The organism is Corynebacterium sp., assembly GCF_030826625.1.
GTDB lineage: Bacteria > Actinomycetota > Actinomycetes > Mycobacteriales > Mycobacteriaceae > Corynebacterium.
Genome location: NZ_JAPJNQ010000039.1, coordinates 1 through 21,409, shown reverse-complemented (window position 1 = coordinate 21,409; position 21,409 = coordinate 1). Strand labels below are relative to the sequence as shown.

Below are 21,409 nucleotides of genomic sequence, written 5' to 3'. Positions count from 1 at the left end.
CTGCTAGGGGTGTAGATATTCGGGGTTTGGCACACACTTTTTGTCGTTTAACCCGAACATGGTGAAAATCGTCAGCAAAGCGGTGGCGATCAGGATGATCTTCGAGGACTGCTTTTCAGCATCTTTGCCGTAGAAACGCTCGGTATCCAGCACGAACTGCGAGATTGCCGCCAGGAAGCTAAACGAGAACACCAGCACCGGCATGATCAAGATAATGTCGCCGAGGTTGGCGACGAAGCCATCCGCGCTGTAGTGGTAGAAGGAACTGAAATCCCACTGCGGAATCAGATACAGCGAAACAGCAGCCAACGCGATGATCAGTGGGTAGATCACAAACTGCGCGACTACCAGCGCGGTGTTACGCCCCAGGGCAAAGCCGAGCGTCATCAGGCCCACGCAGAGCGTCGCCAAGATTGGGCGCGAGATTTCTGGGCCGTTGAGCTGGTTTTGAATGAAGCTGTCGACGGTGTTGGTGATCGAGATTCCGTAGATCATCACGATCGGGAACACCGTAAACCAGTAAATCAAGGCAACAAAGATGCCGATATTTTTGCCAAAGAAGCCGGTGATGACTTCCAAAACGTCTTGGCCTTGTTGCGAGGAACCACTGAGCATGCGGGCATAAGCGCGGTGCGACAAAAATGCCATCGGGCCGATCATCAGCGTGGCCACCAGCAGTGGCCAGAAGCCAAAACTACCGGCGTTGATCGGGAGAAACAGGATACCGGCACCGACGGCGGTACCAAAAAGCGCCAGCGCCCATTTCGCGTTGTTGGGTTTCTCTCCACGTACTTCCGGGCCGACCCCGGCGTTGTTCGAGTTTTCTGCCTGCTGGGAGGCCGAGATGTGTTTTTCGCTCACGAGCTGGAGCCTTTCCGTCGTCAAGAGTGATCAGGATTGATCACAGATTGTTGAGCACTAGCCACTAGTATGTCAGCCACATCACAAAAAGCGAAAATTAGCGTCAGCGCACAAGCGGAATATAATTCTATAACTAGACAGCTCTGTTCACCTACACTGTGTGAAGCAAGTTACCGCCCTCGTCGGAAAGCTATCGATTATGCCTCACGCCACGCCATTTGGCCCCACCTCCACGCTGAACCATGCCAATATCGGTGAATTCCGCACGGAAGCTGGTGCCACGATGGACGAAGTCACCCTGGGCTATCACGTTTTCGGCTCTTTCCGCGGCGAACTCGACGGGCCGAACAACGTCATCCTGATCGAGCATGCGCTCACGGGCTCGTCCGACGTGGCCGATTGGTGGGGTGAAATTCTTGGCCCCGGCCGCGCACTCGATACTTCGCGTTGGTGTTTTATCTGCATCAATGCGCTTGGGGGTTGCCATGGTTCTACGGGTCCTTCCAGCATCGCGAGCGACGGGCACGCTTGGGGTTCACGCTTCCCGGCGGTATCAATTCGCGATATCGTGGCCGCGGAACGCCAGCTTGTCGACGCGCTCGGGTTGCAAAAAATTCACGCCGTCATCGGTGGCTCGATGGGTGGTGCGCGAGCGCTCGAATGGTCTTTGCTCTATCCAGAGCTGATGAATGCAGTGTGCATCCTGGCGGTTTCGGCTCGCGCATCCGGGTGGCAGATTGGCATTCAATGCGCGCAGATCTCTGCCATTGAGCGCGATGTGAACTGGCACGGTGGTGATTATTACGGAACGGAGGACTATCCGCTGGAAGGCCTCTGCGCCGCGCGACGGATCGCGCACCTGACCTACCGCGGCGAGCAAGAAATTGATGAGCGTTTCGGCTCCGATGCCAACGAGGGCGAGAACCCGTTTGGCCAGTTCCGCGACCCCAGCCAGCGCTTTGCCGTCAACAGTTACCTGGAGCATCAGGGCATTAAGCTTTCGAAACGCTTCGACGCGGGTTCGTACGTCGCGCTCACCGAAGCACTCAACCGGCACGATATTGGTCGCGGACGCGGCGGGCTCAACCGCGCACTCGGCGGCTCCACGGTGCCAACCATGATCGTCGGCGTCGACACCGATATTTTGTACCCTTACCACCAACAAGAGCACCTTTCGCGCAATATCGGGAATTTCTTGGGCATGGCCAAGATCGTCTCTCCCGTGGGACATGACGCCTTTTTGACCGAATCTCGTCAGCTGGATCGTATTCTGCGCAAGTTCTTAAAGCTGTCTCTGCCGGAGCCATACAGCATTTAAGCCTGCCCGCTATAGGGCTACGCTGGACTCGGCAAATTTCGGCGTCAGCATTCATTGATTAGAGCACGACAGAAATTATGAATTAGAACTAACATTCGAACCTGTGAGCCTCTGTGTGCAGCGGCATCGTATTCTTAAGTTATGTCGTTGCCACAGAAATCTTATTTAATTAACCTCCTTACGCCTAGCTACATCGCCGGCCACACAGATTCGGGAAGCTTCCACAAGGGCTCCAATATCGATCCCGCGGCAATTTCAGGGCACACAGTGACCGACAAAGTTATTAAAGCTTTTGTGCAAGGCTCGGCAATTCATCCCTACGAGGTGCACATCAAGCTGGTCGAAGGAACCCCGATCACCTATTGCACCTGCCCTGTGCAGCATCAATGGTGCAAGCACTGCGTCGCCGTCGGTTTACGCAGCATCGCATTATATCCCAAGCCCAAGGATCGTTTCCTCGAGAACTTCGTGGACACCGCCACCCCTAATCAAATCGTTAGTGCCTTCCGGCAAGTTTTTCAGTGGGAACCACAGGTGCAGCTCCCGCTACAGCTGCACATTTTGGCGCATAATGGCACGTCCGTGAGTATCTCAGAGTTTCTCGAAGATCGCCTTGGCAAAGCCATTGGCAGTTTTCTGCCGCCGCAGTGGACAGAAATTAGCTCGCCAACTGGGGGTGGTGTGCAATCAGGTCTGAACGTGGGCGTCGGCAAGCGCGAGCAAGCTGCTCGGTGTGAAGAAATGATGATGATTTTTCGGCATTTCCTCGACCACGAGTACGCAGAATTAGTTTTGCCGTACCTCGAGGAATTCATAAGGTACCTTGCCACCAACCGTGCACTAAGCCTGGCAGGAAGCGAGGCAGCGAAAAATACGATTAACGATGCGCTTGTTCTGCATTTATCCGCGGCCAAGGACGTGGTGAACTCACCGGATGCGTGTGCTGGGGCAGAAATTGCGCGCTGGGTAACCTGGACATATTTTTTCAGTGAAGAAATTGAGCCGAGTTTGCCCGTTTACGCGGCCGAGGAAGCACTGGGGCACGCCGGCATAGACTACTGCGTGGATTTCGCGTTCCTGGCAGAAAGCTACTACGGCGAAGACCACCCGCGTCTGTGGCCGTACCTGCGCGACGTCATCTCGATCGCGGCACCGGCGCAAGCAAGTGCGATTACGGCATACGCAGCAAGTTTGGGCTTGCCCCGACATAACGATGCCGAGGCACAGCAACACAGCCACCAGTGAGGTTCCCGGCAGGTGTTAGGATCACCAACATGCCTGAACATGCACCGGATGCACCACTGCCCCATCACATCGTGGTGATGGGGGTTTCTGGGAGCGGGAAGACCACCGTCGGCACGGAACTGGCGAACCTTTTGGGCCTGGTTTACCTCGACGGGGACGATTTTCACCCGCAAGCCAATATCGACAAAATGACCAGCGGCATCCCGCTTGACGACGACGATCGCTGGCCGTGGTTGCGGCGCGTGGGAAATTGGCTCGCCGAGCAGGAGCACGGCGCCATCGTTGCCTGCAGCGCGTTGAAGCGCAGCTACCGCGAAGTGTTGCTCGCCGAATGCCCCGGCGCCGTATTTGTGCACTGCACGGGCTCACGCGAACTGCTGGAGCAACGCATGTTGGAGCGCACAAAGCATTTCATGCCGGCGCATTTGCTGGATTCACAGCTGGCAACTTTGGAGCCGCTGCGTGCCGATGAACCCGGCGCGAGTTTTGATGTCGCCGAACCACCAACACTGGTGGCGGAGGCAATGAAGGACTGGATTACAGCGCGCTGACGCCGTAGATCACCATGACCAGGGCGAAACCGATAACGGAGATCAAGGTTTGATTCACCGTCCAGGTCTTCAGAGTAGTCGCGGTATCCATGCCCATCAGCCGGCCCACCAGCCAGAAGCCAGAATCGTTGACGTGAGAGGCAATGACGGAACCGGCGGCTGTCGCCAAGACGATCAGCGCCAGCGCGACTTCGGAGTAATCCGCGGCAGCCACGCCCGGTGCCATCAATGCTGCGGCCGTCGTCAAGGCGACGGTCGCCGAGCCTTGGGCAACGCGAAGCGCGGCAGCGATCAGGTAGGCGGCGAGGATCAGGGGGATGCCCATGCCTTCCATGGATTCGGCGAGCGCGTCGCCAATGCCCGAGGTACGCAATACGCCACCGAACATGCCGCCAGCACCGGTGATCAGCACGACGGAGCAGATGGGCCCGAGCGCGCCGTCCATGGATTTTTCGATGGCTTCGCGGCTTACTCCCCTACGCAAGCCCAACACAGCGATGGCGGCGAAGGCTGTAATCAGCAAGGCGATCGGGGTTTGCCCAAGGAAACGCAGGAACTGCACAAGCCCGGAATCGCCATCGATCCAGCCAGCGGTGGCGGCGGTGTTCGCGCCGGTATTGCCGAAGATGAGCACCATGGGTAGCAGCAGGATCGTAGCGACGGAACCAGCGCCCGCCGGGTTTTTCGGTGGCTCAGAACGCGCCCCCAACAGCAGATCCGGTACCGGCAGCGGGTATTTGCGGCCCAGGAATTGCCCCCACAGGTAGCCGGAGATATACCACGTCGGCAAGGCGATAAGCAGGCCGAACAGCAAGATCAGCCCGATATCCGCGTTGTAGAATTCGGCAGCTGCCACCGGCCCTGGGTGTGGTGGCAAGAAGACGTGGGTGACAGAAAACGCGCCGGCTGCCGGGATGCCATAAGCCAGAATCGGACCGTCCAGACGCCGCGCAACCGCAAAAATCACCGGCAGCATGACAATGAGCCCGGCGTCGAAGAAGATGGGAAAGCCCATCAGCAGCGATGCCACCCCCAGGGCGAACGGGGCCCGCTTCTCACCAAATTTGCTCACCAGCAGTTCCGCCAGCGACTGCGCACCACCGGAGTTTTCCACCAAACGACCAAGCATCGCACCCAGGCCGACCAGCAAAGCCACCGATGCCAAGGTGGAGCCGAAACCGTCGGTCATGGTAGGGACGACGCCTTCCAGCGGGATTCCCGTGGCCAAGGCCGTCAGCGCGGAGACGGTGATCAGGGTGATGAATGCGTGGATGCGGAAATAAATCACCATCAGCAAAATCATTGCGACGGCGGCCGCGGCGATGCCTAGCAGCGGTGCGGTGCCCAGTGCGGGCTCCCAGGTATCCATTGGTGACATTGGTGCAACTTTCTACTCTGTGAAGCTATGCGCGGCGCACAGCTAACTGCCCTGTGCGTCTAACTGCCCCGCGCGCCAGTTAGCTGGCCAGCGCGAGCAAATTATCGCACGCTAACTTCCCAGTGCATCCACCGAGGCAGACAAAAACATCAGCGCTGCGCCTGCAACAGCACTGAACGAAGCATCGAACCTGCGCGAACGCACAGCAAAAACGCCCAGTTTTGCGGAATCACAGGTCAGCCGCAACGCAGCCAGCCAGAGCATCGCCACGCCCAGGGCAAACGTGGAACGACGCCAATGATCCGCCACCAAAAACCAGGCGGCGGCGGCCAGCAGCACGATAAACGCGGCCATCCCGACCCACTGCAACCACCCGGGTATGCGCGAGGGCGCCAGGTTCAGATCATGCGGGTTGGCCAAGCCGCTGCGGTCGACCTTGTTCCGGTGGGTGCTCAGGCGACGAGCACCGTCACCGACCGATGATTCGGTACGGCCACTGGCCCGGTGCGAGTGTGGTTTATCCGGCATGCAATTCTGCGCGCTCCACCACGTTGTGCACCAGGAAGGCGCGGGTCAAGGGGCCCACGCCGCCGGGGTTGGGCGAGACCGCGCCGGCCTTGTCCCATACCTCGGGTGCCACATCGCCGGCGAGTTTGCCGTCGACACGCGAAACGCCCACGTCCAGCACGGCAGCGCCCTCGGAAATCATGTCTGCGGTGAGCATGTGTGGCACGCCAGCAGCGGCGATGATGACATCGGCGGCCTTGGTTTCTGCCGCCAGGTCCTTGGTTCCGGTGTGGCACAGGGTGACAGTAGAGTTTTCGCTGCGGCGAGTCAACATCAGACCAATCGGGCGGCCAACGGTCACGCCACGCCCGATGACCACGACTTTTGCGCCGTTGAGTTCCACGCCGAAACGACGCAGCAGCGAGATGCAACCGTTCGGGGTGCACGGCAGCGGTGCATCCTCATTGAGCACAAGCTTGCCCAAGTTCACTGGGTGCAGGCCGTCGGCGTCCTTGTCCGGGTCGATGCGCTCTAGCACCTCGTTTTCATTCAGGTGCTTCGGCAGCGGCAACTGCACAATATAGCCGGTGCAGGCTGGGTCTTCATTGAGCTCATCGATGACGGCGAGCAGTTCTTCCTGGCTGATATCAGCAGGGAGATCGCGACGGATCGAGTTGATGCCCAGGGCTTCGCAGTCGCGGTGCTTCATTTTGACGTAGCTGTGCGAACCTGGATCATCGCCCACCAACACAGTGGCCAGACCAGGGGTAATGCCCTTTTCGCGCAGCTTGTCGACGCGCTTTTTCAGATCGTCGAAGATTTCGTCTCGGTAGAGTTTTCCATCCAATGTCAATGCAGTCACGGCTACCATTCTAGACTCTTGCCATGGCCGATTTGCATGTTGTCTTTGATAATCCGGTAATCCCCTCGAATACCGGCAACGCGATCCGTTTAGCTGCGGTAACCGGCGCCCACCTGCATTTGGTGGAGCCGCTGGGTTTCAATTTCGACGATAAACATTTGAAACGCGCGGGGCTGGATTATCACGATTTGGCGGATCTGCAGATCCACCCGAACTTGGATGCGTGCTTGGATTCGCTTGCCGACGGCCGGCTCTTTGCTTTTAGCACTGGTGCCAGTACTTTTCACACCGACGTCAACTACCAAGACGGCGATATTTTACTCTTTGGCACAGAACCCACCGGTCTGCCAGCTGAGGCACTTGCGCACCCGCGGGTGACCGAGCAGGTGCGCATTCCCATGCTGCCGGCGCGCCGGTCGATGAACCTGTCGAATTCAGCGGCCGTCGCGGTATTTGAGGCGTGGCGGCAGTTGGGTTTTAGTGGCGGAATCTAGTGAAAAGTCCCCGCCTGTTCTAGTTCTGGCAACGTGCGCTGGCGCAAGTATTCGAGGAGTTCTTCGGCATCGCCTGGGGAAAGATCCGCACCTACCATGCTCACTGGCCCGCCGACCAGGTCCAGGCGTAAACTGCGCAAACCAAGCAGCGCCTGTATCGGCCCCCTGCGCAACGAGAGCTCTTGGATGTGCGGCTCAGCGACGATGGCAACCTTACGCCCAATTCGCCCGTGGTGGATGATCACGGCGTCGTCGACAAGCGTGACGCCCTGTTGTTGGTAATCAATCGGCGAGCACCAACGGGCCTGTTTCGGCGAGGTGTACCGGGGGCGGGTGAAACCGTCTGGCCGGGCAAACTCGGCAAGCTGCTCGTCGGCAAGCGGGGTGACCAGTGCGGCGATCTGTTGGGCCTGTTGTTTGCTGCCAACGGGCAAGATCATCGTGGAGCCGGAATCGCTACCGGACAGCGCGCCATAACCTGCGACGTCTACCTGCACGATCCACCAGCCAGTCAGCCGCCACAGGACGGGTTGGCTGATTTCGACGGCGTGAATGCGGTTCAGCGGCACTGATTGCCGACGCCTGCTGGTTAACCCGTACGCGATGTCGAGGGACGGAGAGTTGTTCGGCCCGCCGGTCTCGTTGAGCGTGGCGGTGAATTGCCACGCGTTGTTGAGGTGGCCAAGCAACGTGCCCAGGGCGGCAAAGACGATGACGAAACTGGAAATGATATTCAGAGGGGTAAACAGCTGGGCAAGTACGACGAAAGCCGCGATCACGGTGCTGGGACGCAGCGCCCGTGAGCCGAGCACCCGTCCGTCGGGAATCGGCGGGATGATTACGCGGTTCGACTGGTCAGTCGAATGAGCCGGATGGGCGAGATCAGGCTTGTGTGTTTGCGCGGCATCACCGGCTGGGGTTTCTGCCGGCGTCGCTTCCGGTGCACCGGGTTCTGCGATGCCCGAGTGCGCGGTATCAGGCTCGGTTGATTTTTCACCACGCACGCGCTGCAGAACTTCCGCGCGTAGGCGTTCTGCTTCTTTCTTGCGCAGATATTCGACTTCAATTACAGAATCCGAGCCGCCGGCCGTCTCGACGCGGACTTTCGCGAGGCCAAAGATGCGGGCGACGAACGGCTCGACGATGTCGACGGCTTGGATGCGATTGAACCGTGCCGAGCGCACTTGGGTAGAAAACACGCCCTTTTTCCGCGCGATTTCTTCGTCGTCAAGCCGGAAGCCCATGGCCCGCCACCAGAAATACGACAGTCCCACGATGAGTACCGCGATGCCGAGCAGAATCGCGGTGCCAACCAGCAAGTCGGTCAGGTGTTCGCCATCTGCCCAACTGGAGACCGTGTTGATAATCGTCGAATTAATGTTGACGAAAATGACGACGGCCAAACCAACGAGCAGCGACCAGAACTCCAGGATCGGAGTGAGGAAATGGACGCGGTGCCACTGCTGCTGGTTGGTTTGTACCTCGGCCGCTGGGTGTGTGGCTGCTGGTTCTGCGGCAGTTGGGTGCGAAGCCCTGGGGTGCTGATCGTGTGGCTGAGGGTTTTCTGCTGAACTCATAGACCGCTCATCCTCTCACGAGCCTTTTCGGACAGGCGCTGACGTAATGCATCTGCGTCGGCAGCTTCTAGCCCGGGGACATCGGAGTCGGAGGAAGACGAAGCCGTATGTAGCTTCACGTTTTTCAAGCCGAAGAGTTTATCGATGGGGCCGGCAGAAACATCCACGAATTGAATCCGCCCATACGGCACGACGGTGAAGGTGTGCCAAATTTTGCCGCGGGTGATCAGAAGTTCGTCGTCGGTTTCTTTCCAGCCAAGCAGTTTCACCTGCCGTGGAATGAGCCAGATGCGAAAAAGGACGAAGGCGACTATGACGGCGGTGACAATCCACAACCAATTGCTCCAGAACACGGCGGCTGCGATGGAGGCACCAATAAATAATAAGGCCCAGGGCAGACCTGAAAGATAACGCGCTTTGATCAGTTTCCTCGACACTGGGTTCATAGCAGCCCAGGTTACCTTTCATCACCGACGCACGCTGCTCATTGCACATCGTCACGTTCGGATTCTAGGTGTGGACCCAACGAGGAATAATCAAGGGTGTTTCCGACTCTGGGTCACGAATAACTCGCGCATTCACGCCGAAAACTTCGCTCAGCAAGTCTTCTGTAAACACATGGTCGGGACTTCCCTGTGAAACAATTGCGCCCTGTTTCATTGCAATGATGTGGTCACCGTAGCGCGCGGCTTGGTTGAGATCATGCAGCACGGCCACCATGGTCGCTCCCGTTTCTTGATTCAATCTACGACAAAGTTCCAGTAGCTCAATTTGGTGATTCAGGTCGAGATACGTGGTGGGTTCGTCGAGAAGCAAAATGCCGGTCTCTTGGGCTAGCGCAACCGCCATCCATACCCGTTGCCGCTGTCCACCAGATAGTTCGTCGACGAGCTTCCCAGATAATTCATGCACTCCAGTTGCCGTCATAGCTCGAGACACAGCCGCATCATCGTCGTGCGTCCAAGGACTAAAAAGCTTTTGATATGGATATCGGCCTCGGTTAACCAAGTCCACGACCCGCACGCCTTCCGGCGCTACAGGGCCTTGCGGCAGTAAACCAATTTCTTGGGCCACCTTTTTCGTGGGTAGAGATTGAATTATTTCCCCATCTAACATGATGTGCCCTTGCGTCGGACGCAATAATCGAGCTAATGCTTTCAACAAGGTCGACTTACCACAAGCATTGGGACCAACAATCACCGTGAATTTCTCATCTGGGATTTCCACTGACAAATTTCGTGAAATCACGGTCGATTCGTAACCCAAGCTTGCATTTGCAGCTTGCAATCTGCTCATCGCGCTTTTCCTTCCCGGAACAGCAGCCACAAAAAGTAGATGCCACCAATCGAGACAGTAACAATGCCCACCGGCAACGGTGAATCTGGATATATCCGCTGAGCAATAACGTCTGCCAATAACAACAACAATGCTCCGACGGCAGCAGACGTGCCTAATACCAATCCGTCGAGGCGCACAACACGACGGGCAATATGGGGAGCTGCAAGGGCAATGAAGGCAATCGGACCGACAGTGGACGTAGCTATTGCAATCAATCCGATGCCAACCACGATGGCAAGCAACTGCACCCGATGCACGTGCAAGCCAAGAGCGGTAGCGAAGGGGATACCGATTTGTATAATGCGCATTGGACGTAACAGGCATACCGCGCCGATGCCGAAGATTATTGCCCCGCAAGCGATCAGCCACACATCAAACCAGGTAGCACCGGATAGATTTCCGGCTCCCCATAAACTTGCCATCAGAGCATCTTCTACTGTCGCGGTCAGCAGCATCCACGTATTCAACGAAGCCAACATTGCACTGACTCCAATGCCAACGATCACTAAACGCACACCGCGGGTATTGCCATTGCGCACCGATAGGAAAAATACCACCAGTGCAGTCATGATCCCACCGACCAGGGCCCCAATCATCACGCTAATCGAGCTGCCTCCAACCACCAACATGATGAATAATGCACCGGTATAAGAGCCGGTTTGGAAGCCGATAACATCCGGTGAACCGAGCGCGTTGTTTGTGAGTGTTTGGAAAATCGATCCACTCATAGCCAGTGATGCGCCGAGGAGTACCGCGATAATGATGCGGGGTGCTCTCCATTCCACGACAATCATCGTGGTGAAGCTATCTCCCCGCCCCAACACAGCATTCCAGGTCTCGGTTGGTGTTACTGAAGCAGATCCGGTAAAAAGCGCAAAAATTCCCAATGCGATTATCGCGATCCAGACCGCAACACTGACCCGCAGCGCTCGCGCGTCAATGCGCCAGACGCCGTGAGTTTTCCCAGGAATAGGCAACTCATAACATTGCCTTCCAAAATCAAGTCTCTGCGCTGTATGCACGAGTTCTCCTGTCTGTGCTGACTGCTGATCGCGGGATCCTATCCGCTCGTTTCGTGCTTCGTCGCCGATTCCGCGCTTTACGGCGCTCACGTCAGCCTTATAACTCATTCAGCCGGAATCGCCGCGCCATCCAGATGAGCACCGGAGCACCAATGAATGCTGTTACTACGCCAACAGGCACTTCACCTGGAGAAAGGATTCGTCCCAGCACATCGCTTACGGCAACAACGAGGGTTCCCAAGAACATTGAATATGCAGTGATCCACCCCTGATGCGGCCCAACCATCATGCGGGCGAGGTGTGGGGCAAGCAGGCCCACGAAGCCAATGGGGCCGGTTGCTGCTGTAGCACCGCCCGCCAGCAACGTGATGGCTACCAAAGCCACCAACCGGATTTGGTTCGGTCGTGCACCCATCGCAACGGCACTTGCCTCCCCTAAGGCCAATACGTCTAAGGCTCGTGTGCTGAGAAATGCAATCACGAGGCCAATCGCAATCAGTGGAACCACTGAGAGTGCATCCTCGAGTGATTGTGAAGCCGTAGTACCTGCAGCCCAGCCCCTCATTTGGCGCAATACATCTGAATTGGTCAGCAAAATTGCGGAACTAAATCCGCTCAGTACTGCACCAATGGCAACACCTGACAAGGTCATGCGCACGGCATTACCCCGATTTTTTCCAGTGTTACCGACGATGAAAACGACAATCGAGGTTATAAAAGCACCGGCGAGCGCGAACCACATGTAGTTTCGTAGATCGGTGAGCCCCAAAAAGGCCAATCCTGCAACCACAGCCAATGATGCGCCAGCGTTGACACCGAGAATTCCTGGGTCAGTCAGCGGGTTGCGGGTTACAGTTTGCATGAGCCCGCCGGCCACACCCAACGACGCACCAGCTAAAACCACCAGGACAGTTCGAGGTACACGCGACTGCCAGACCACCTGTGAAATCGGATCTCCGAGTTCTGGGTGAAAAAGGTAACGCAGTACATCGTCGGGGGCGATCGAACGGGCTCCGATCGCCAAGCTGAGTAGTAAAGACGCCAACGTGACGATGACGAGAACAACCAGCCCTGCCGTTCGGAAGCGAGAAAACACTGTGAATGAGCCTTAGCTCAGCTTGTCAAAGTCTTTGACTTTTTCAGCCAACCCCTGCAACCAATGTGCAAACGTGGAATAGGTCATCGCACCCTTGGAAGCCCATCCGCTAATCTGCCCCTGTTCAACAGCTGGCAAACTCTCCCAGAGCTCAGCAGAAAACGGCTGTTCATCATCCAGCCCTTCGACCAATATGACATCAGCTGGGTAGGTGTTAGCTTCCTCCCATGCAACTTTGCCCCATGGATTGCCCTCTGCCGGCGGCTCAGCTCCGACGATGTTAGCACCAAGCTCTTCGAGCAGGTTTGCATGATTGAACCCTACAGCGGTGTAGAGCGTTTCTTTTGTTGGGCTAGCCAGCATGAAATCAAGATCTTTGCCCTCGACAGCAGCGCTGAAATCGTCTTTAGCCGATTCATAATCTTCGCGTGCCTGAACCAGTTTTTGATCGCTCAGGTCGGCGCCGAGAAATTCACCTAATTTTTCTGTGCCTTCAATATTTTCTTCAATACTGTCGCCATCAGGTAGCGGGATAAACGTAGCGACACTTGCCAATTGCTTGTTGACATCATCATCGAACCAGCTCCAACCATCGGCATCACCATGCCCGATTACAGCATCAGGGCGAAGCTCGGCAAGCTTTTCCATATCAATCTCGCCGTCTTTGCCAATCTGCTCGATATTGCTGATATCGGTATCGCCCATGACCCACGGATTATCGCAGTCATAACCGAAAATTGCGTCTGGAATAATGTCTAGATGATCCAAAGCGCTATACGCATAGCAATCCATCACCAATTTTTCAGGGGTCTGCTCGAATTCTAGACTAAGTCCCTCAATTGTGGGATGTTCAAAAGCAACGGCTTCACCGCTATCCGACGAAGACGGTTCATTAACTGCTGAGGTATCAGCGGAATTATCTCCGCTACAAGCACTCACGAATAGAGCAAGCGCACTGGCTGTCGCCAGTGCGCGGGTGTTTTTCCTGCTAAGCATTACAGTCCTTTCAGCTCCCGACTTCTAGGATAACTTACTCAGACTAGCATAAGCTTAACAGGTTAAGGCAAGCCTTTATGAATAAATATAATGCTCACCAGAAATACTAAGCCTTAAACGAATTTGATCTCGGTTTCTTCAACGCGCTTGAAGCCTTCGGTGTGGTCACCGAACAACTGCACGTTGCAGTCCTGGGTGGTGCAGTCGACGCCTTCGCCGGTTGGGGTCGCACGCAAGGTGACAACAGCGGTGCCATCTTCCTTCATGTCCACGGTGCCACCCTCAGTCTTGACCCAAGCCTGCGTGGCTTCGTCGCCATGCTCACCGGTGCATAGTGGTGGACGACCTTCAGAGTCGTTTTCGTCGTCAGCACAAATGGCAACGTAGTAGCCCTGCACTGGGTTCAGGCCAGACAGTTCAATCTGCAGTTCGCTGTCTGCTTCCACACCAGCTTCTGGGTCCGGGGTCACGCGCATTTCGGCGTCAATGGCCTGCATTGCTTTGTCCCCAGCTTCTTTGGCCTTTTCGGTGGCGGACTCTGCGGCGTCTCCAGCCGCCTTGGTAGCGGATTCTGCGGCGTCGCCTGCCTCAGAAGTTACCGATGCTGCGGTGTCTGCGGCTTCTTCAGAAGAGCAGCTGGCCAGCACCAGTACGGATGCGGCGGTGATGCCCAGAGCTGCGGAACGGAGCGTACGGCGACGAGAGGTCTTTGCAATAGTCATAAGCACATTATATGCATGGCTAGTTTTTGAACAAGGTAAAAGTTGCTTTAGAGGTAGCCATCAGGAAATATGGCGAGATGTGAATTCCCTGCGCACAACACTCTTAGCGACGCTTTCTACCACGTGCATCCTGCTAGCGTCGTGCACGGATGTGGATTCTTCAGCAGACCAAGCAATGGTTACCGAAACGTCTACGGAAACCTTCACGGAAACTGCAACCGCGTCGGCAGAATCCATGGAAGAAGCACGTGCTGCAGACGCAACGGAAAACCCAGCCGAAGCCAACGCGCACGAGCATTCTGGGCGTGGCAATGGCACGGTGCTCCCGGAACGCTACGACGACCGCTTCCCTCGTGCCCAGGAAGCGCCAGCAGACCAGCCACCAGCAGCGGAGGCTCCGGGGGCTGCGGGGGCGAATCCCGAGATGAACGAACCGCCGGTGGCACCGGCGCACGTCGATGCTCCTGCTGCCCCACCGGCAGCGCCCGGCGGCGAGATATACTTCCAGAATTGCGCGGCCGCTCGTGCAGCCGGTGCCGCTCCCCTGCACGCAGGCGATCCGGGCTATCGCTCACAGCTGGACCGAGACAAGGATGGCGTAGCCTGCGAATAACGCGGCGCGTGATTACTCTTTGTCGGCGGTTTTATCTTCGCCTTTATCGCCATCGACGTCCTTGCCATGCCCGTCGTCAAGCTTGTATTCGGCAGTCTCTGGCCGCAGATCCAACGACGTGAATTCACCAGCCTGCTTGCCACTATCGGAGTTGTTTTCCGCAGGCGAGTTATCGTTGTCACTCGTTGGCGACTCGTCAGCTTTATTGCCCACCAATGAGCTGAGGTTTTGGTTCAAATCACTAAATCCCTGCTGGAATTTGCCCATATTGTCCATGAACCCACCCAGAATATCGATGGGCAATGGGAACACCACGGTGGAGTTCTGGTCAGCACCCAGCTCCAAGATGGTCTGCAAATAGCGTAACTGCAGAGCGGCTGGCGCCTTTTGTAATTCCTCAGCCGCTTCACGCAGCTCTTTGGACGATTGCAGTTCACCGTGTGCCGAAATGACTTTCGCACGGCGCTCACGCTCGGCCTCGGCCTCGCGTGCCAATGCGCGTTGCATGAGCTCTGGAATTTCCACGTCCTTGATTTCGACAATCCGAGTTTCTACACCCCAACGGTGTGTTTGACCATTGATGATGCGTCGAAGATCCTCATTGAGCTCATCGCGGTGCGCCAACAAATCGTCCAGACTGGCACGTCCCAGCAGGGAACGAAGGGTGGTTTGCGCGATCTGCGAGGTTGCCACCGCGTAATTTTCCACCTGCAGCACGGCCTTGATGGAATCGGTGACCTCAAACATGACAACGGCGTTGACTCGCACCGAAACGTTGTCTTTCGTAATGATCTCCTGTGGCGGGATGGTCAACGTAACCACGCGCTGGTCAACGCGTTCCATCTTGTCAATCACCGGGATGATCCAATGCCCGCCCGGTTCCATCAACGGGCGCAAGTGCCCAAACCGGAAGGCCACTCCCCTTTCGTATTGTTTGATGACCTTAAACGAATAGCTGATGATCACCACCAGCACTCCCAATGCCAGCAATGCCATGATCGGCCAAAATACTAGTGCGCTCATGAAAAGTTCGCCTGTGCCTTACCTTTATGCCTAATGAGGCTTGTGTGTTTTAGGAGTTTTCCACTGGTTTGCTGCGCGACCGACGCAGCGATCGGCTATCCGAACGGTAGTGGTGCTTGTATTTTGCAGCAATTACTTCGTCGTGGTTTTCGCCGGTTGCGCGAATGCGCTCGGAGCCGTATTTCTTCGCAAGGCGCGAGACTTCGTCGTCACGCAAGCCAGCGATGGCTTCTTTCGTCGAACGGTACTTCACGCCGTATTTATCCGCTACGGCCGCATTAACCTCGGCCTCGATATTATCCATCGATGGCAGCTCTTCGGGGAAGTTCGACGGGGTGGACCACAGGTGACGCGCCAAAGGAATAGTGCCGCCGACCAGCACGACCAGCACTCCACCGGTCAATACCAAATCTGCGGTCGACGAATGCACAAGCAATGACATGAGCGGCAAAATAAAGCCCATCAACGCCACCGCCAAAGAAACCCCACGGTGGAAACGTCCGGTCTCCGAATGTGGCCACGGGTCAAGCTGACGGGTAACCTCGCGGCCTTTCGCACTGACCGTGCAGGATTGCTTGACCGGACAGGTGTTGCACACGGTCGGGTTACCCCGGTAACGCATGACGCGGTTTTCTGGGTCGAAGCTGGAAGGCCACAGCCATTGGTCTTCCGGGCACTGCCAAGCATCGTGGGATTCCATATAGCGGAATCCACCTGTCTGATCGCCATTGGTGCGATTGGATGCCGACCGAGCCATCCGGTCAAAACCCCACGCCACGGCGAGCAGGAACAGACCATAGATGGAACTGAGGATGGTAAATACCGCAGGTAATTCCATTGCTATCTCGCTTGCTTACTTGCTGTCGTCGTCACGCTTGTCGGAGCTGTAGCTACCGCCCCACTTGGTGGAGCTGTTGCCCTTGTGTTTATCCAGTGTATCCGAGACTTCTGCGCCCGTGCGGTTGTCGACGCGGCCATGGCCACCGGAGACCAATCCAACCGGAGAGCCTTGACTTTGTGCTCCAGTACCGACGGGCTCCAGGTTTTCTTCGGATTCCACCTTGCTAAACAGTGGCGTGACCGGGAATTCTTTCTCATCTTCCATCGTTGGGATCTCACCACTGTGACGCACGGCCTTGAATGCTCCCCAGATCAAGCCAGGAATACCGGCCATGAAGATCACGTCGCCAGGCAGACGCAGCCATTCGATCAGGGCGTTATCCGGCTGGGTGATGTATCCCAGCGAACGAGCTTCAACATAACCTTCCGCAACCGAGTGGTAGAGCTGCAATGTGCCCAACGGCAGCAGCGAAATAAAGACCATCCACAGCAGGCCAATGTTGAGTAGCCAGAAGCTCCACTGCATCGACTTATCCGACCAGTACTTCGGAGGTGTCAGGTAACGGAGCGCGAACACGCCTAGGCCGACGGCAAGGAATCCGTAAACACCCATCATGGCGCCGTGCGCGTGGTTGGCCGTCAGGGCGGTACCAATCTGGAAGTACGACACAATTGGCAAGTTGACCAAGAATCCGAAGATACCGGCACCCAAGAAGTTCCAAAAACCAACGGCAACCAAGAACATCACAGCCCAACGGTGTGGGAATGGCCGCTTGCCGGACGCACGCTGTTTAGATCCAAGCTGCATGAACGTCCAGGCTTCGACGGTCAACAGTGTCAACGGGACCACCTCGGCGGCAGAGAAGAACGAACCCAGCGCCATGTGCTCGACCGGAGTACCGGAGAAATACAGGTGGTGCATGGTACCGATCACGCCACCAATGGAATACAAAATGATGTCCAAGTAGATGATGCCCAGGGCGATCTTTTCGCGAATAACACCCAGCAACACGAAGACATAGGCAACCATGATCGTCGTAAAGAGTTCCAGGAAGTCTTCCACCCAAAGGTGGACAACCCAGAAACGCCAGAACTCTGCAACAGTCAGGTGCGTCGACGAACCTGCAAGCATGCCGACGGCGTAGAAACCTGGGATGGTCAGTCCGGAGAAGAAGAACAACCACGGCATGTTCGACTTGTGCTCGGTTTTCAGGCGACCGTGCAGGGTTCGGAAGATCATAAAGATCCACAGGAACATGCCGATGGTCAGCAGAATCTGGAAGAAGCGTGGCAGATCCAAAAACTCCCACTGCTGCGACCAAATGCTGCCTTCTGGCACGATGCCGAAGGACGAGAGCCATTCAAAGGCCATGGAACCGAAGACGACGAAGGCGATGGCGCCCAGCAGAGCCCATGTCAGCCAGCTTTGCTTTTTAGGTTCGCGGCGGGCAATGAATGGTGCCAAGAAAATGCCGGCTGCCAGCAATCCGCCCGCGGTCCAGAGAAGCGACAGCTGTAAGTGCCAGGTACGCGCGACGTTGTACGGCAAGATTTCTTGCAGCGGGATTCCGAAGAAACCTTCGATTTCCACGCGGTAGTGCTGCACGGCTGCACCTAGGAGTGCCTGGATGAGGAACAACAGCATAGTGACCAGAACGAACCAGGCAACCACTTTTTGTGATTTGGAGAGTTTCACTTCTCCGGGCTGTTTGAAATCTAGGTTTGGGGTCTCTTCAGCGTGCCAGCCAATCTGGCGCGACCAGCGGCCGTAGATGGCGAAGATCAGGCCGATTCCACCTATCAATGCAATTAGCGACAGCACCGACCACACAACTAAGTCAGCCGTTGGAGTGTTGTTCACACGTGGCTCTGCTGGCCAGTTGTTTGTGTAGGAATAATCCTGGCCTGGGCGTTCTGCAGCAGAAGCCCACGCGGTCCAAGCGAAAAAGCCGGTGAGGTCGTGAATTTCGTCTTCGTTGTTGATGAACTCCTTCGGCAGCCCGTGATCACCGGAGTTAGTACCGAAATAGTCCAAGTAGTGTTTTTGCGCTTCTTCGAATGCCGAGATTTGGTTCGGGGTCCACTCCAGCACGCCAGTTTGCTCGTCGAACCGGTTGGTGCGGAATTCCTCGACAATGGCTTCATCTTCCGTTGCCTCCGGCGAGATAAAGCCTGGGATACCGTTTGCTGAGTTCTGCTCTTTGGCATGCTCAGTGGCCATGCGCAGGTACTCCGCGGTGAAATCAGGGCCCAGGTATGCACCGTGCCCCATCACAGAGCCATATTGTTGCAGGCCGCGGGCCTGGAACAATTCCTGACCATGGGTGATCTCTTCAGAAGTCAGGATGGTCTCACCGGACTCCTGCGAAACAATCTTTTCTGGCTGCGGCATGGAGGCATCGTAAGTTCGATACGCCAAAAAGCCCATGACGAAAAAGCCGAAAAGCATGGTCAGTGCGACACCTTGCACCCATGCACTATTGAGTTTAAGAACTGGTTTTGCCCGGTCCTCTGCGCCCTGCATGTAGGACGCTCCCTGCGCGTCTGACATTATTTTCCCAATCCGGTCAAAAAATTCCTAGTACTGTCTAATCATTACCCCATAAAATGTTCGTAGAATAGCCAGTTCGCCCTAATTTGGCTCCTTTTAGGTGCTACAAAAGACGTAGATTATGGTGTGATATTTGTTTCATCTGAAAATTCTGCCTTCCCCTTGCATTTCGCACTAAAATTGTGCTCATGACCTTTAAAGAGCACACGAAAAAGAATTGGCTAATCACCTTTTTTGCTGCGATCTTCGCTGCTTCGGTCGTGGTAATGATTTTTTTCGATGAACCACGCAATACCGTCGTGATCTCTTTAGCATTCGTGGCATTTGCAGTGCTGAGTTTTCTGCTCATCCTGGTAATCTGGCTGTGGCTATCCAACCGGAAACAACGCGTGCAGGGTGATGGCACGCAAAGTAACTCGCAGCGCGAACAGGGCAAATCCGCCGCGAGCTAGGTAGCGAGTTACATGCACTCTTGAGCCTGATCGCGGTGACTAACCCGCACCACACCGTAGGCTTATGGCATGAAACAATCGCTTATCGACGCCCACGAGATTCTTGCCGACGCCAACCAGGTGGAAGTGTTTACTGGCGCGGGCATGAGTGCGGATAGTGGGATCGCCACTTACCGGGACGCGCAGACCGGCTTGTGGGAAAACGTGGACCCGCAAGCGATGGCCTCAATCGATGCCTGGCATCGCGATCCAGAAACGATGTTTGCCTGGTATTTGTGGCGCGCACACTTGGCACAACGCGCCGAGCCCAACGCCGGACACCGCGCCCTCACAGCAGCACAAAAAGTGACCGTGACCACGCAAAACATTGATAATCTGCATGAACGCGCAGGCAGTGAAGATGTTGCCCACTTGCATGGTTCTTTGTTCGAATTCCGCTGCACGGATTGCGCAACGCCTTATTGTGAGCAGATTGCCCTGCCTACCAGACCAGTGGACAAGATTACGCCACCAGAATGCAGGGAGTGCGGTGGACTTATTCGTCCAGGCGTGGTCTGGTTTGGCGAGCCATTGCCACAAAATGAGTGGGTAGAGGCGGAACGTCGAATGTCCACGGCGGACGCGCTGCTCATCGTGGGAACTTCTGGGGTGGTCTACCCTGCCGCAGGGCTACCTGTGACGGCATATAGGCGTGGTATTCCGATCGTGGAGGTCAGCCCGCAGCCGACGGATTTATCACAGCTAGCCAGCGTGGTTGTCACAGCCACCGCTGCGGAGGCTCTGCCCCGCATACTCAGTGGGAGGATCACTAGCAATCCTTAATCTGGTATTCAGGAAGACTATAGGTCACAAAGCACCAATGGGCCACAAAGCACCGTTGTGGCGAAATTCCCCGATCCCGTCAACCAATGGAAACGCTTAGGACACCTACTATGAATCATGCCAGTTCAATATGCGTTTACACGCTAGCCCCGAACTCATGGAGCTGCTACATTGTCATGGGCCCATGGCCTTCGAGGGACCAACTTGCGTTCAAAACCCATTCATTCTTGTACGGTTCGATTCTACATTTCGAGGCTGCAGGAAAACTAGACAAGACCGCTCTCAAAGAAGCCTACGATGCTTATAAAGCCGCATTTTTGGACCCCCTCTACCAAGCAGCAATACAACGGTGCATCGTAGACGCAAAAATATCCCAAATCGCCACCCAAATTACCCCATTTCTACACCACCACATATATCTCCAATTCGAAATTTTCGACGATGCCTCCCTACTCGAATGGATCAAACGTTATGCCCACACAGTCGACCCCGCACTAAATCTAGGCCGCCCAGTCCATTTCAATCCAGATATTGAAATAGAAAAACCACAAGGCCAAAAACCAGAACTAGTCGGCTTTTACGGGTATATGTATGAATTTCCGTGGCCAAATCAGTCCATGTATTGCCGAAGCGAACAAGAACTTCTGGCACGCACAGCAGGATTTGCCTTTGAAACTCTTGCCGCCAGAATACATTTCCGGCATTCCCCACCAATGGACAGCCAATTTCCTTTTCGATATAACGCCCAATTGCGTTGGTGGGAAAGCTATTGGAATGGATGCTTCGATGAGATGGCACCATGCGAAAAAGTCGCCAGCTTTATTCGCGCACAGCATCATTACGAGCCTTATTTCATTCGAATTTATCCGTTGTTCCCTGCAAAAACAGCAGTCGAAGTAAAGGATTAAGGATTAAACGCCTGGGCATCAACCCCAGGCCAACTTCACAAGCAAAGCACTACGCCCCACGCATCTGCATGAGCTCAGTAGACCCATCCTCCACAAACAGCGGATCAAACCGCGCCAATAACTCGTGCAGTTTCTGTTCAACCCGCGATTGCTTTTCTTTCCGGTCCTCGCCTCCCCGGCTAAACCGCGACATCGGGGGAAGCAGTTTCGCGATCTTCGCCCCGCCCATATAG

21 protein-coding genes and 2 pseudogenes are annotated in these 21,409 nt (G+C 55.8%); 8 read left to right on the top strand and 15 right to left on the bottom strand.

Features of this window, described 5'->3' with window-relative positions; translation table 11 throughout:
• Positions 1-3: 3 nt before the first annotated feature.
• Positions 4-861: an aromatic amino acid transport family protein gene (locus RCH87_RS06315; RefSeq protein WP_306515867.1), complete on the bottom strand. Its 858-nt coding sequence runs from the start codon at positions 859-861 to the stop codon at positions 4-6.
• A gap of 199 nt (positions 862-1,060) precedes the next feature.
• Here RCH87_RS06315 and RCH87_RS06310 point away from each other — a divergent pair, with 199 nt between their 5' ends.
• From RCH87_RS06310 to RCH87_RS06300, 3 genes are all read left to right on the top strand, one after another.
• Positions 1,061-2,179, top strand: a complete 1,119-nt coding sequence (locus RCH87_RS06310) for a homoserine O-acetyltransferase (RefSeq protein ID WP_306515865.1) — start codon at positions 1,061-1,063, stop codon at positions 2,177-2,179.
• Positions 2,180-2,320: 141 nt separating this feature from the next.
• Entirely contained in the window at positions 2,321-3,424 is a 1,104-nt protein-coding gene (locus RCH87_RS06305; RefSeq protein WP_306515864.1) for an SWIM zinc finger domain-containing protein, read from the top strand.
• A 29-nt stretch (positions 3,425-3,453) separates the two neighbouring features.
• Entirely contained in the window at positions 3,454-3,975 is a 522-nt protein-coding gene (locus RCH87_RS06300; protein WP_306515863.1) for a gluconokinase, read from the top strand.
• Here the strand turns inward: RCH87_RS06300 and RCH87_RS06295 are convergent.
• The 3 genes from RCH87_RS06295 to RCH87_RS06285 all read right to left on the bottom strand — a co-directional run bounded on the left by RCH87_RS06295 (position 3,962) and on the right by RCH87_RS06285 (position 6,722).
• Positions 3,962-5,344 (bottom strand): GntP family permease, encoded by a 1,383-nt coding sequence (locus RCH87_RS06295; protein WP_306515869.1) that lies wholly within the window; start codon positions 5,342-5,344, stop codon positions 3,962-3,964. The two genes, RCH87_RS06300 and RCH87_RS06295, sit on opposite strands and share 14 nt — an antisense overlap.
• 120 nt (positions 5,345-5,464) lie before the next feature.
• Positions 5,465-5,881 (bottom strand): DUF3017 domain-containing protein, encoded by a 417-nt coding sequence (locus tag RCH87_RS06290; RefSeq protein ID WP_306461524.1) that lies wholly within the window; start codon positions 5,879-5,881, stop codon positions 5,465-5,467.
• Positions 5,871-6,722 (bottom strand): bifunctional methylenetetrahydrofolate dehydrogenase/methenyltetrahydrofolate cyclohydrolase, encoded by an 852-nt coding sequence (locus tag RCH87_RS06285; RefSeq protein WP_144737060.1) that lies wholly within the window; start codon positions 6,720-6,722, stop codon positions 5,871-5,873. Before RCH87_RS06285 ends, RCH87_RS06290 begins: the two co-directional genes overlap by 11 nt.
• Before the next feature lie 23 nt (positions 6,723-6,745).
• Here RCH87_RS06285 and RCH87_RS06280 point away from each other — a divergent pair, with 23 nt between their 5' ends.
• Entirely contained in the window at positions 6,746-7,216 is a 471-nt protein-coding gene (locus RCH87_RS06280; protein WP_018121411.1) for a tRNA (cytidine(34)-2'-O)-methyltransferase, read from the top strand.
• Here RCH87_RS06280 and RCH87_RS06275 read toward each other — a convergent pair.
• The 7 genes from RCH87_RS06275 to RCH87_RS06245 all read right to left on the bottom strand — a co-directional run bounded on the left by RCH87_RS06275 (position 7,213) and on the right by RCH87_RS06245 (position 13,967).
• Positions 7,213-8,793, bottom strand: a complete 1,581-nt coding sequence (locus tag RCH87_RS06275; protein ID WP_306515862.1) for a PH domain-containing protein — start codon at positions 8,791-8,793, stop codon at positions 7,213-7,215. The two genes, RCH87_RS06280 and RCH87_RS06275, sit on opposite strands and share 4 nt — an antisense overlap.
• Positions 8,790-9,239, bottom strand: coding sequence for a PH domain-containing protein (locus RCH87_RS06270; RefSeq protein WP_018121409.1), 450 nt, complete (start codon positions 9,237-9,239; stop codon positions 8,790-8,792). The genes RCH87_RS06275 and RCH87_RS06270 overlap by 4 nt, the downstream gene beginning before the upstream one ends.
• A gap of 64 nt (positions 9,240-9,303) precedes the next feature.
• On the bottom strand, positions 9,304-10,089 hold the full coding sequence (locus tag RCH87_RS06265) for an ABC transporter ATP-binding protein (RefSeq protein WP_306515861.1): 786 nt from the start codon (positions 10,087-10,089) through the stop codon (positions 9,304-9,306).
• Positions 10,086-11,243 (bottom strand): iron chelate uptake ABC transporter family permease subunit, encoded by a 1,158-nt coding sequence (locus RCH87_RS06260; RefSeq protein ID WP_236658176.1) that lies wholly within the window; start codon positions 11,241-11,243, stop codon positions 10,086-10,088. Before RCH87_RS06260 ends, RCH87_RS06265 begins: the two co-directional genes overlap by 4 nt.
• Before the next feature lie 7 nt (positions 11,244-11,250).
• Positions 11,251-12,249 carry an iron ABC transporter permease gene (locus RCH87_RS06255; RefSeq protein ID WP_018121406.1) on the bottom strand — a complete coding sequence of 333 codons (999 nt, stop codon included), beginning with the start codon at positions 12,247-12,249 and terminating at the stop codon, positions 11,251-11,253.
• A gap of 12 nt (positions 12,250-12,261) precedes the next feature.
• A complete protein-coding gene (locus tag RCH87_RS06250) occupies positions 12,262-12,954 on the bottom strand; it encodes an ABC transporter substrate-binding protein (RefSeq protein WP_306515860.1) in 693 nt (230 codons plus the stop codon).
• A gap of 404 nt (positions 12,955-13,358) precedes the next feature.
• Positions 13,359-13,967, bottom strand: a complete 609-nt coding sequence (locus RCH87_RS06245) for a thiamine biosynthesis protein (protein WP_284789791.1) — start codon at positions 13,965-13,967, stop codon at positions 13,359-13,361.
• Positions 13,968-14,118: 151 nt separating this feature from the next.
• Between RCH87_RS06245 and RCH87_RS06240 the strand changes: the two genes are divergently transcribed.
• Positions 14,119-14,580 (top strand): excalibur calcium-binding domain-containing protein, encoded by a 462-nt coding sequence (locus RCH87_RS06240; protein ID WP_306515859.1) that lies wholly within the window; start codon positions 14,119-14,121, stop codon positions 14,578-14,580.
• A gap of 267 nt (positions 14,581-14,847) precedes the next feature.
• Here the strand turns inward: RCH87_RS06240 and RCH87_RS06235 are convergent.
• The 3 genes and pseudogenes from RCH87_RS06235 to RCH87_RS06225 all read right to left on the bottom strand — a co-directional run.
• A pseudogene (locus RCH87_RS06235) lies at positions 14,848-15,576 on the bottom strand (SPFH domain-containing protein); the annotation flags it as partial.
• Between the two features lie 259 nt (positions 15,577-15,835).
• A pseudogene (locus tag RCH87_RS06230) lies at positions 15,836-16,441 on the bottom strand (hypothetical protein); the annotation flags it as partial.
• Between the two features lie 15 nt (positions 16,442-16,456).
• Positions 16,457-18,967 carry a nitric-oxide reductase large subunit gene (locus RCH87_RS06225; protein ID WP_306515868.1) on the bottom strand — a complete coding sequence of 837 codons (2,511 nt, stop codon included), beginning with the start codon at positions 18,965-18,967 and terminating at the stop codon, positions 16,457-16,459.
• Positions 18,968-19,182: 215 nt separating this feature from the next.
• On the opposite strand from RCH87_RS06225, the gene RCH87_RS06220 reads away from it, so the two are divergent.
• From RCH87_RS06220 to RCH87_RS06210, 3 genes are all read left to right on the top strand, one after another.
• On the top strand, positions 19,183-19,446 hold the full coding sequence (locus RCH87_RS06220; RefSeq protein ID WP_284789794.1) for a hypothetical protein: 264 nt from the start codon (positions 19,183-19,185) through the stop codon (positions 19,444-19,446).
• Positions 19,447-19,515: 69 nt separating this feature from the next.
• A complete protein-coding gene (locus RCH87_RS06215; protein WP_306515858.1) occupies positions 19,516-20,268 on the top strand; it encodes an NAD-dependent deacylase in 753 nt (250 codons plus the stop codon).
• 227 nt (positions 20,269-20,495) lie between these two features.
• On the top strand, positions 20,496-21,176 hold the full coding sequence (locus RCH87_RS06210) for a hypothetical protein (protein ID WP_306515857.1): 681 nt from the start codon (positions 20,496-20,498) through the stop codon (positions 21,174-21,176).
• A 49-nt stretch (positions 21,177-21,225) separates the two neighbouring features.
• Here the strand turns inward: RCH87_RS06210 and RCH87_RS06205 are convergent.
• Positions 21,226-21,409 (bottom strand): hypothetical protein (locus RCH87_RS06205; protein WP_306515856.1); only part of this gene is annotated, 184 nt, incomplete at its 5' end.

Bases quoted from the DNA above. Each gene is read 5' to 3' on its own strand.
- RCH87_RS06310 (WP_306515865.1), top strand. From the start codon at position 1,061: ATGCCTCACGCCACGCCATTTGGCCCCACCTCCACGCTGAACCATGCC.
- RCH87_RS06305 (WP_306515864.1), top strand. From the start codon at position 2,321: ATGTCGTTGCCACAGAAATCTTATTTAATTAACCTCCTTACGCCTAGC.
- RCH87_RS06300 (WP_306515863.1), top strand. From the start codon at position 3,454: ATGCCTGAACATGCACCGGATGCACCACTGCCCCATCACATCGTGGTG.
- RCH87_RS06295 (WP_306515869.1), bottom strand. From the start codon at position 5,344: ATGGATACCTGGGAGCCCGCACTGGGCACCGCACCGCTGCTAGGCATC.
- RCH87_RS06290 (WP_306461524.1), bottom strand. From the start codon at position 5,881: ATGCCGGATAAACCACACTCGCACCGGGCCAGTGGCCGTACCGAATCA.
- RCH87_RS06280 (WP_018121411.1), top strand. From the start codon at position 6,746: ATGGCCGATTTGCATGTTGTCTTTGATAATCCGGTAATCCCCTCGAAT.
- RCH87_RS06275 (WP_306515862.1), bottom strand. From the start codon at position 8,793: ATGAGTTCAGCAGAAAACCCTCAGCCACACGATCAGCACCCCAGGGCT.
- RCH87_RS06270 (WP_018121409.1), bottom strand. From the start codon at position 9,239: ATGAACCCAGTGTCGAGGAAACTGATCAAAGCGCGTTATCTTTCAGGT.
- RCH87_RS06265 (WP_306515861.1), bottom strand. From the start codon at position 10,089: ATGAGCAGATTGCAAGCTGCAAATGCAAGCTTGGGTTACGAATCGACC.
- RCH87_RS06250 (WP_306515860.1), bottom strand. From the start codon at position 12,954: ATGGGCGATACCGATATCAGCAATATCGAGCAGATTGGCAAAGACGGC.
- RCH87_RS06245 (WP_284789791.1), bottom strand. From the start codon at position 13,967: ATGACTATTGCAAAGACCTCTCGTCGCCGTACGCTCCGTTCCGCAGCT.
- RCH87_RS06225 (WP_306515868.1), bottom strand. From the start codon at position 18,967: ATGCAGGGCGCAGAGGACCGGGCAAAACCAGTTCTTAAACTCAATAGT.
- RCH87_RS06220 (WP_284789794.1), top strand. From the start codon at position 19,183: ATGACCTTTAAAGAGCACACGAAAAAGAATTGGCTAATCACCTTTTTT.
- RCH87_RS06215 (WP_306515858.1), top strand. From the start codon at position 19,516: ATGAAACAATCGCTTATCGACGCCCACGAGATTCTTGCCGACGCCAAC.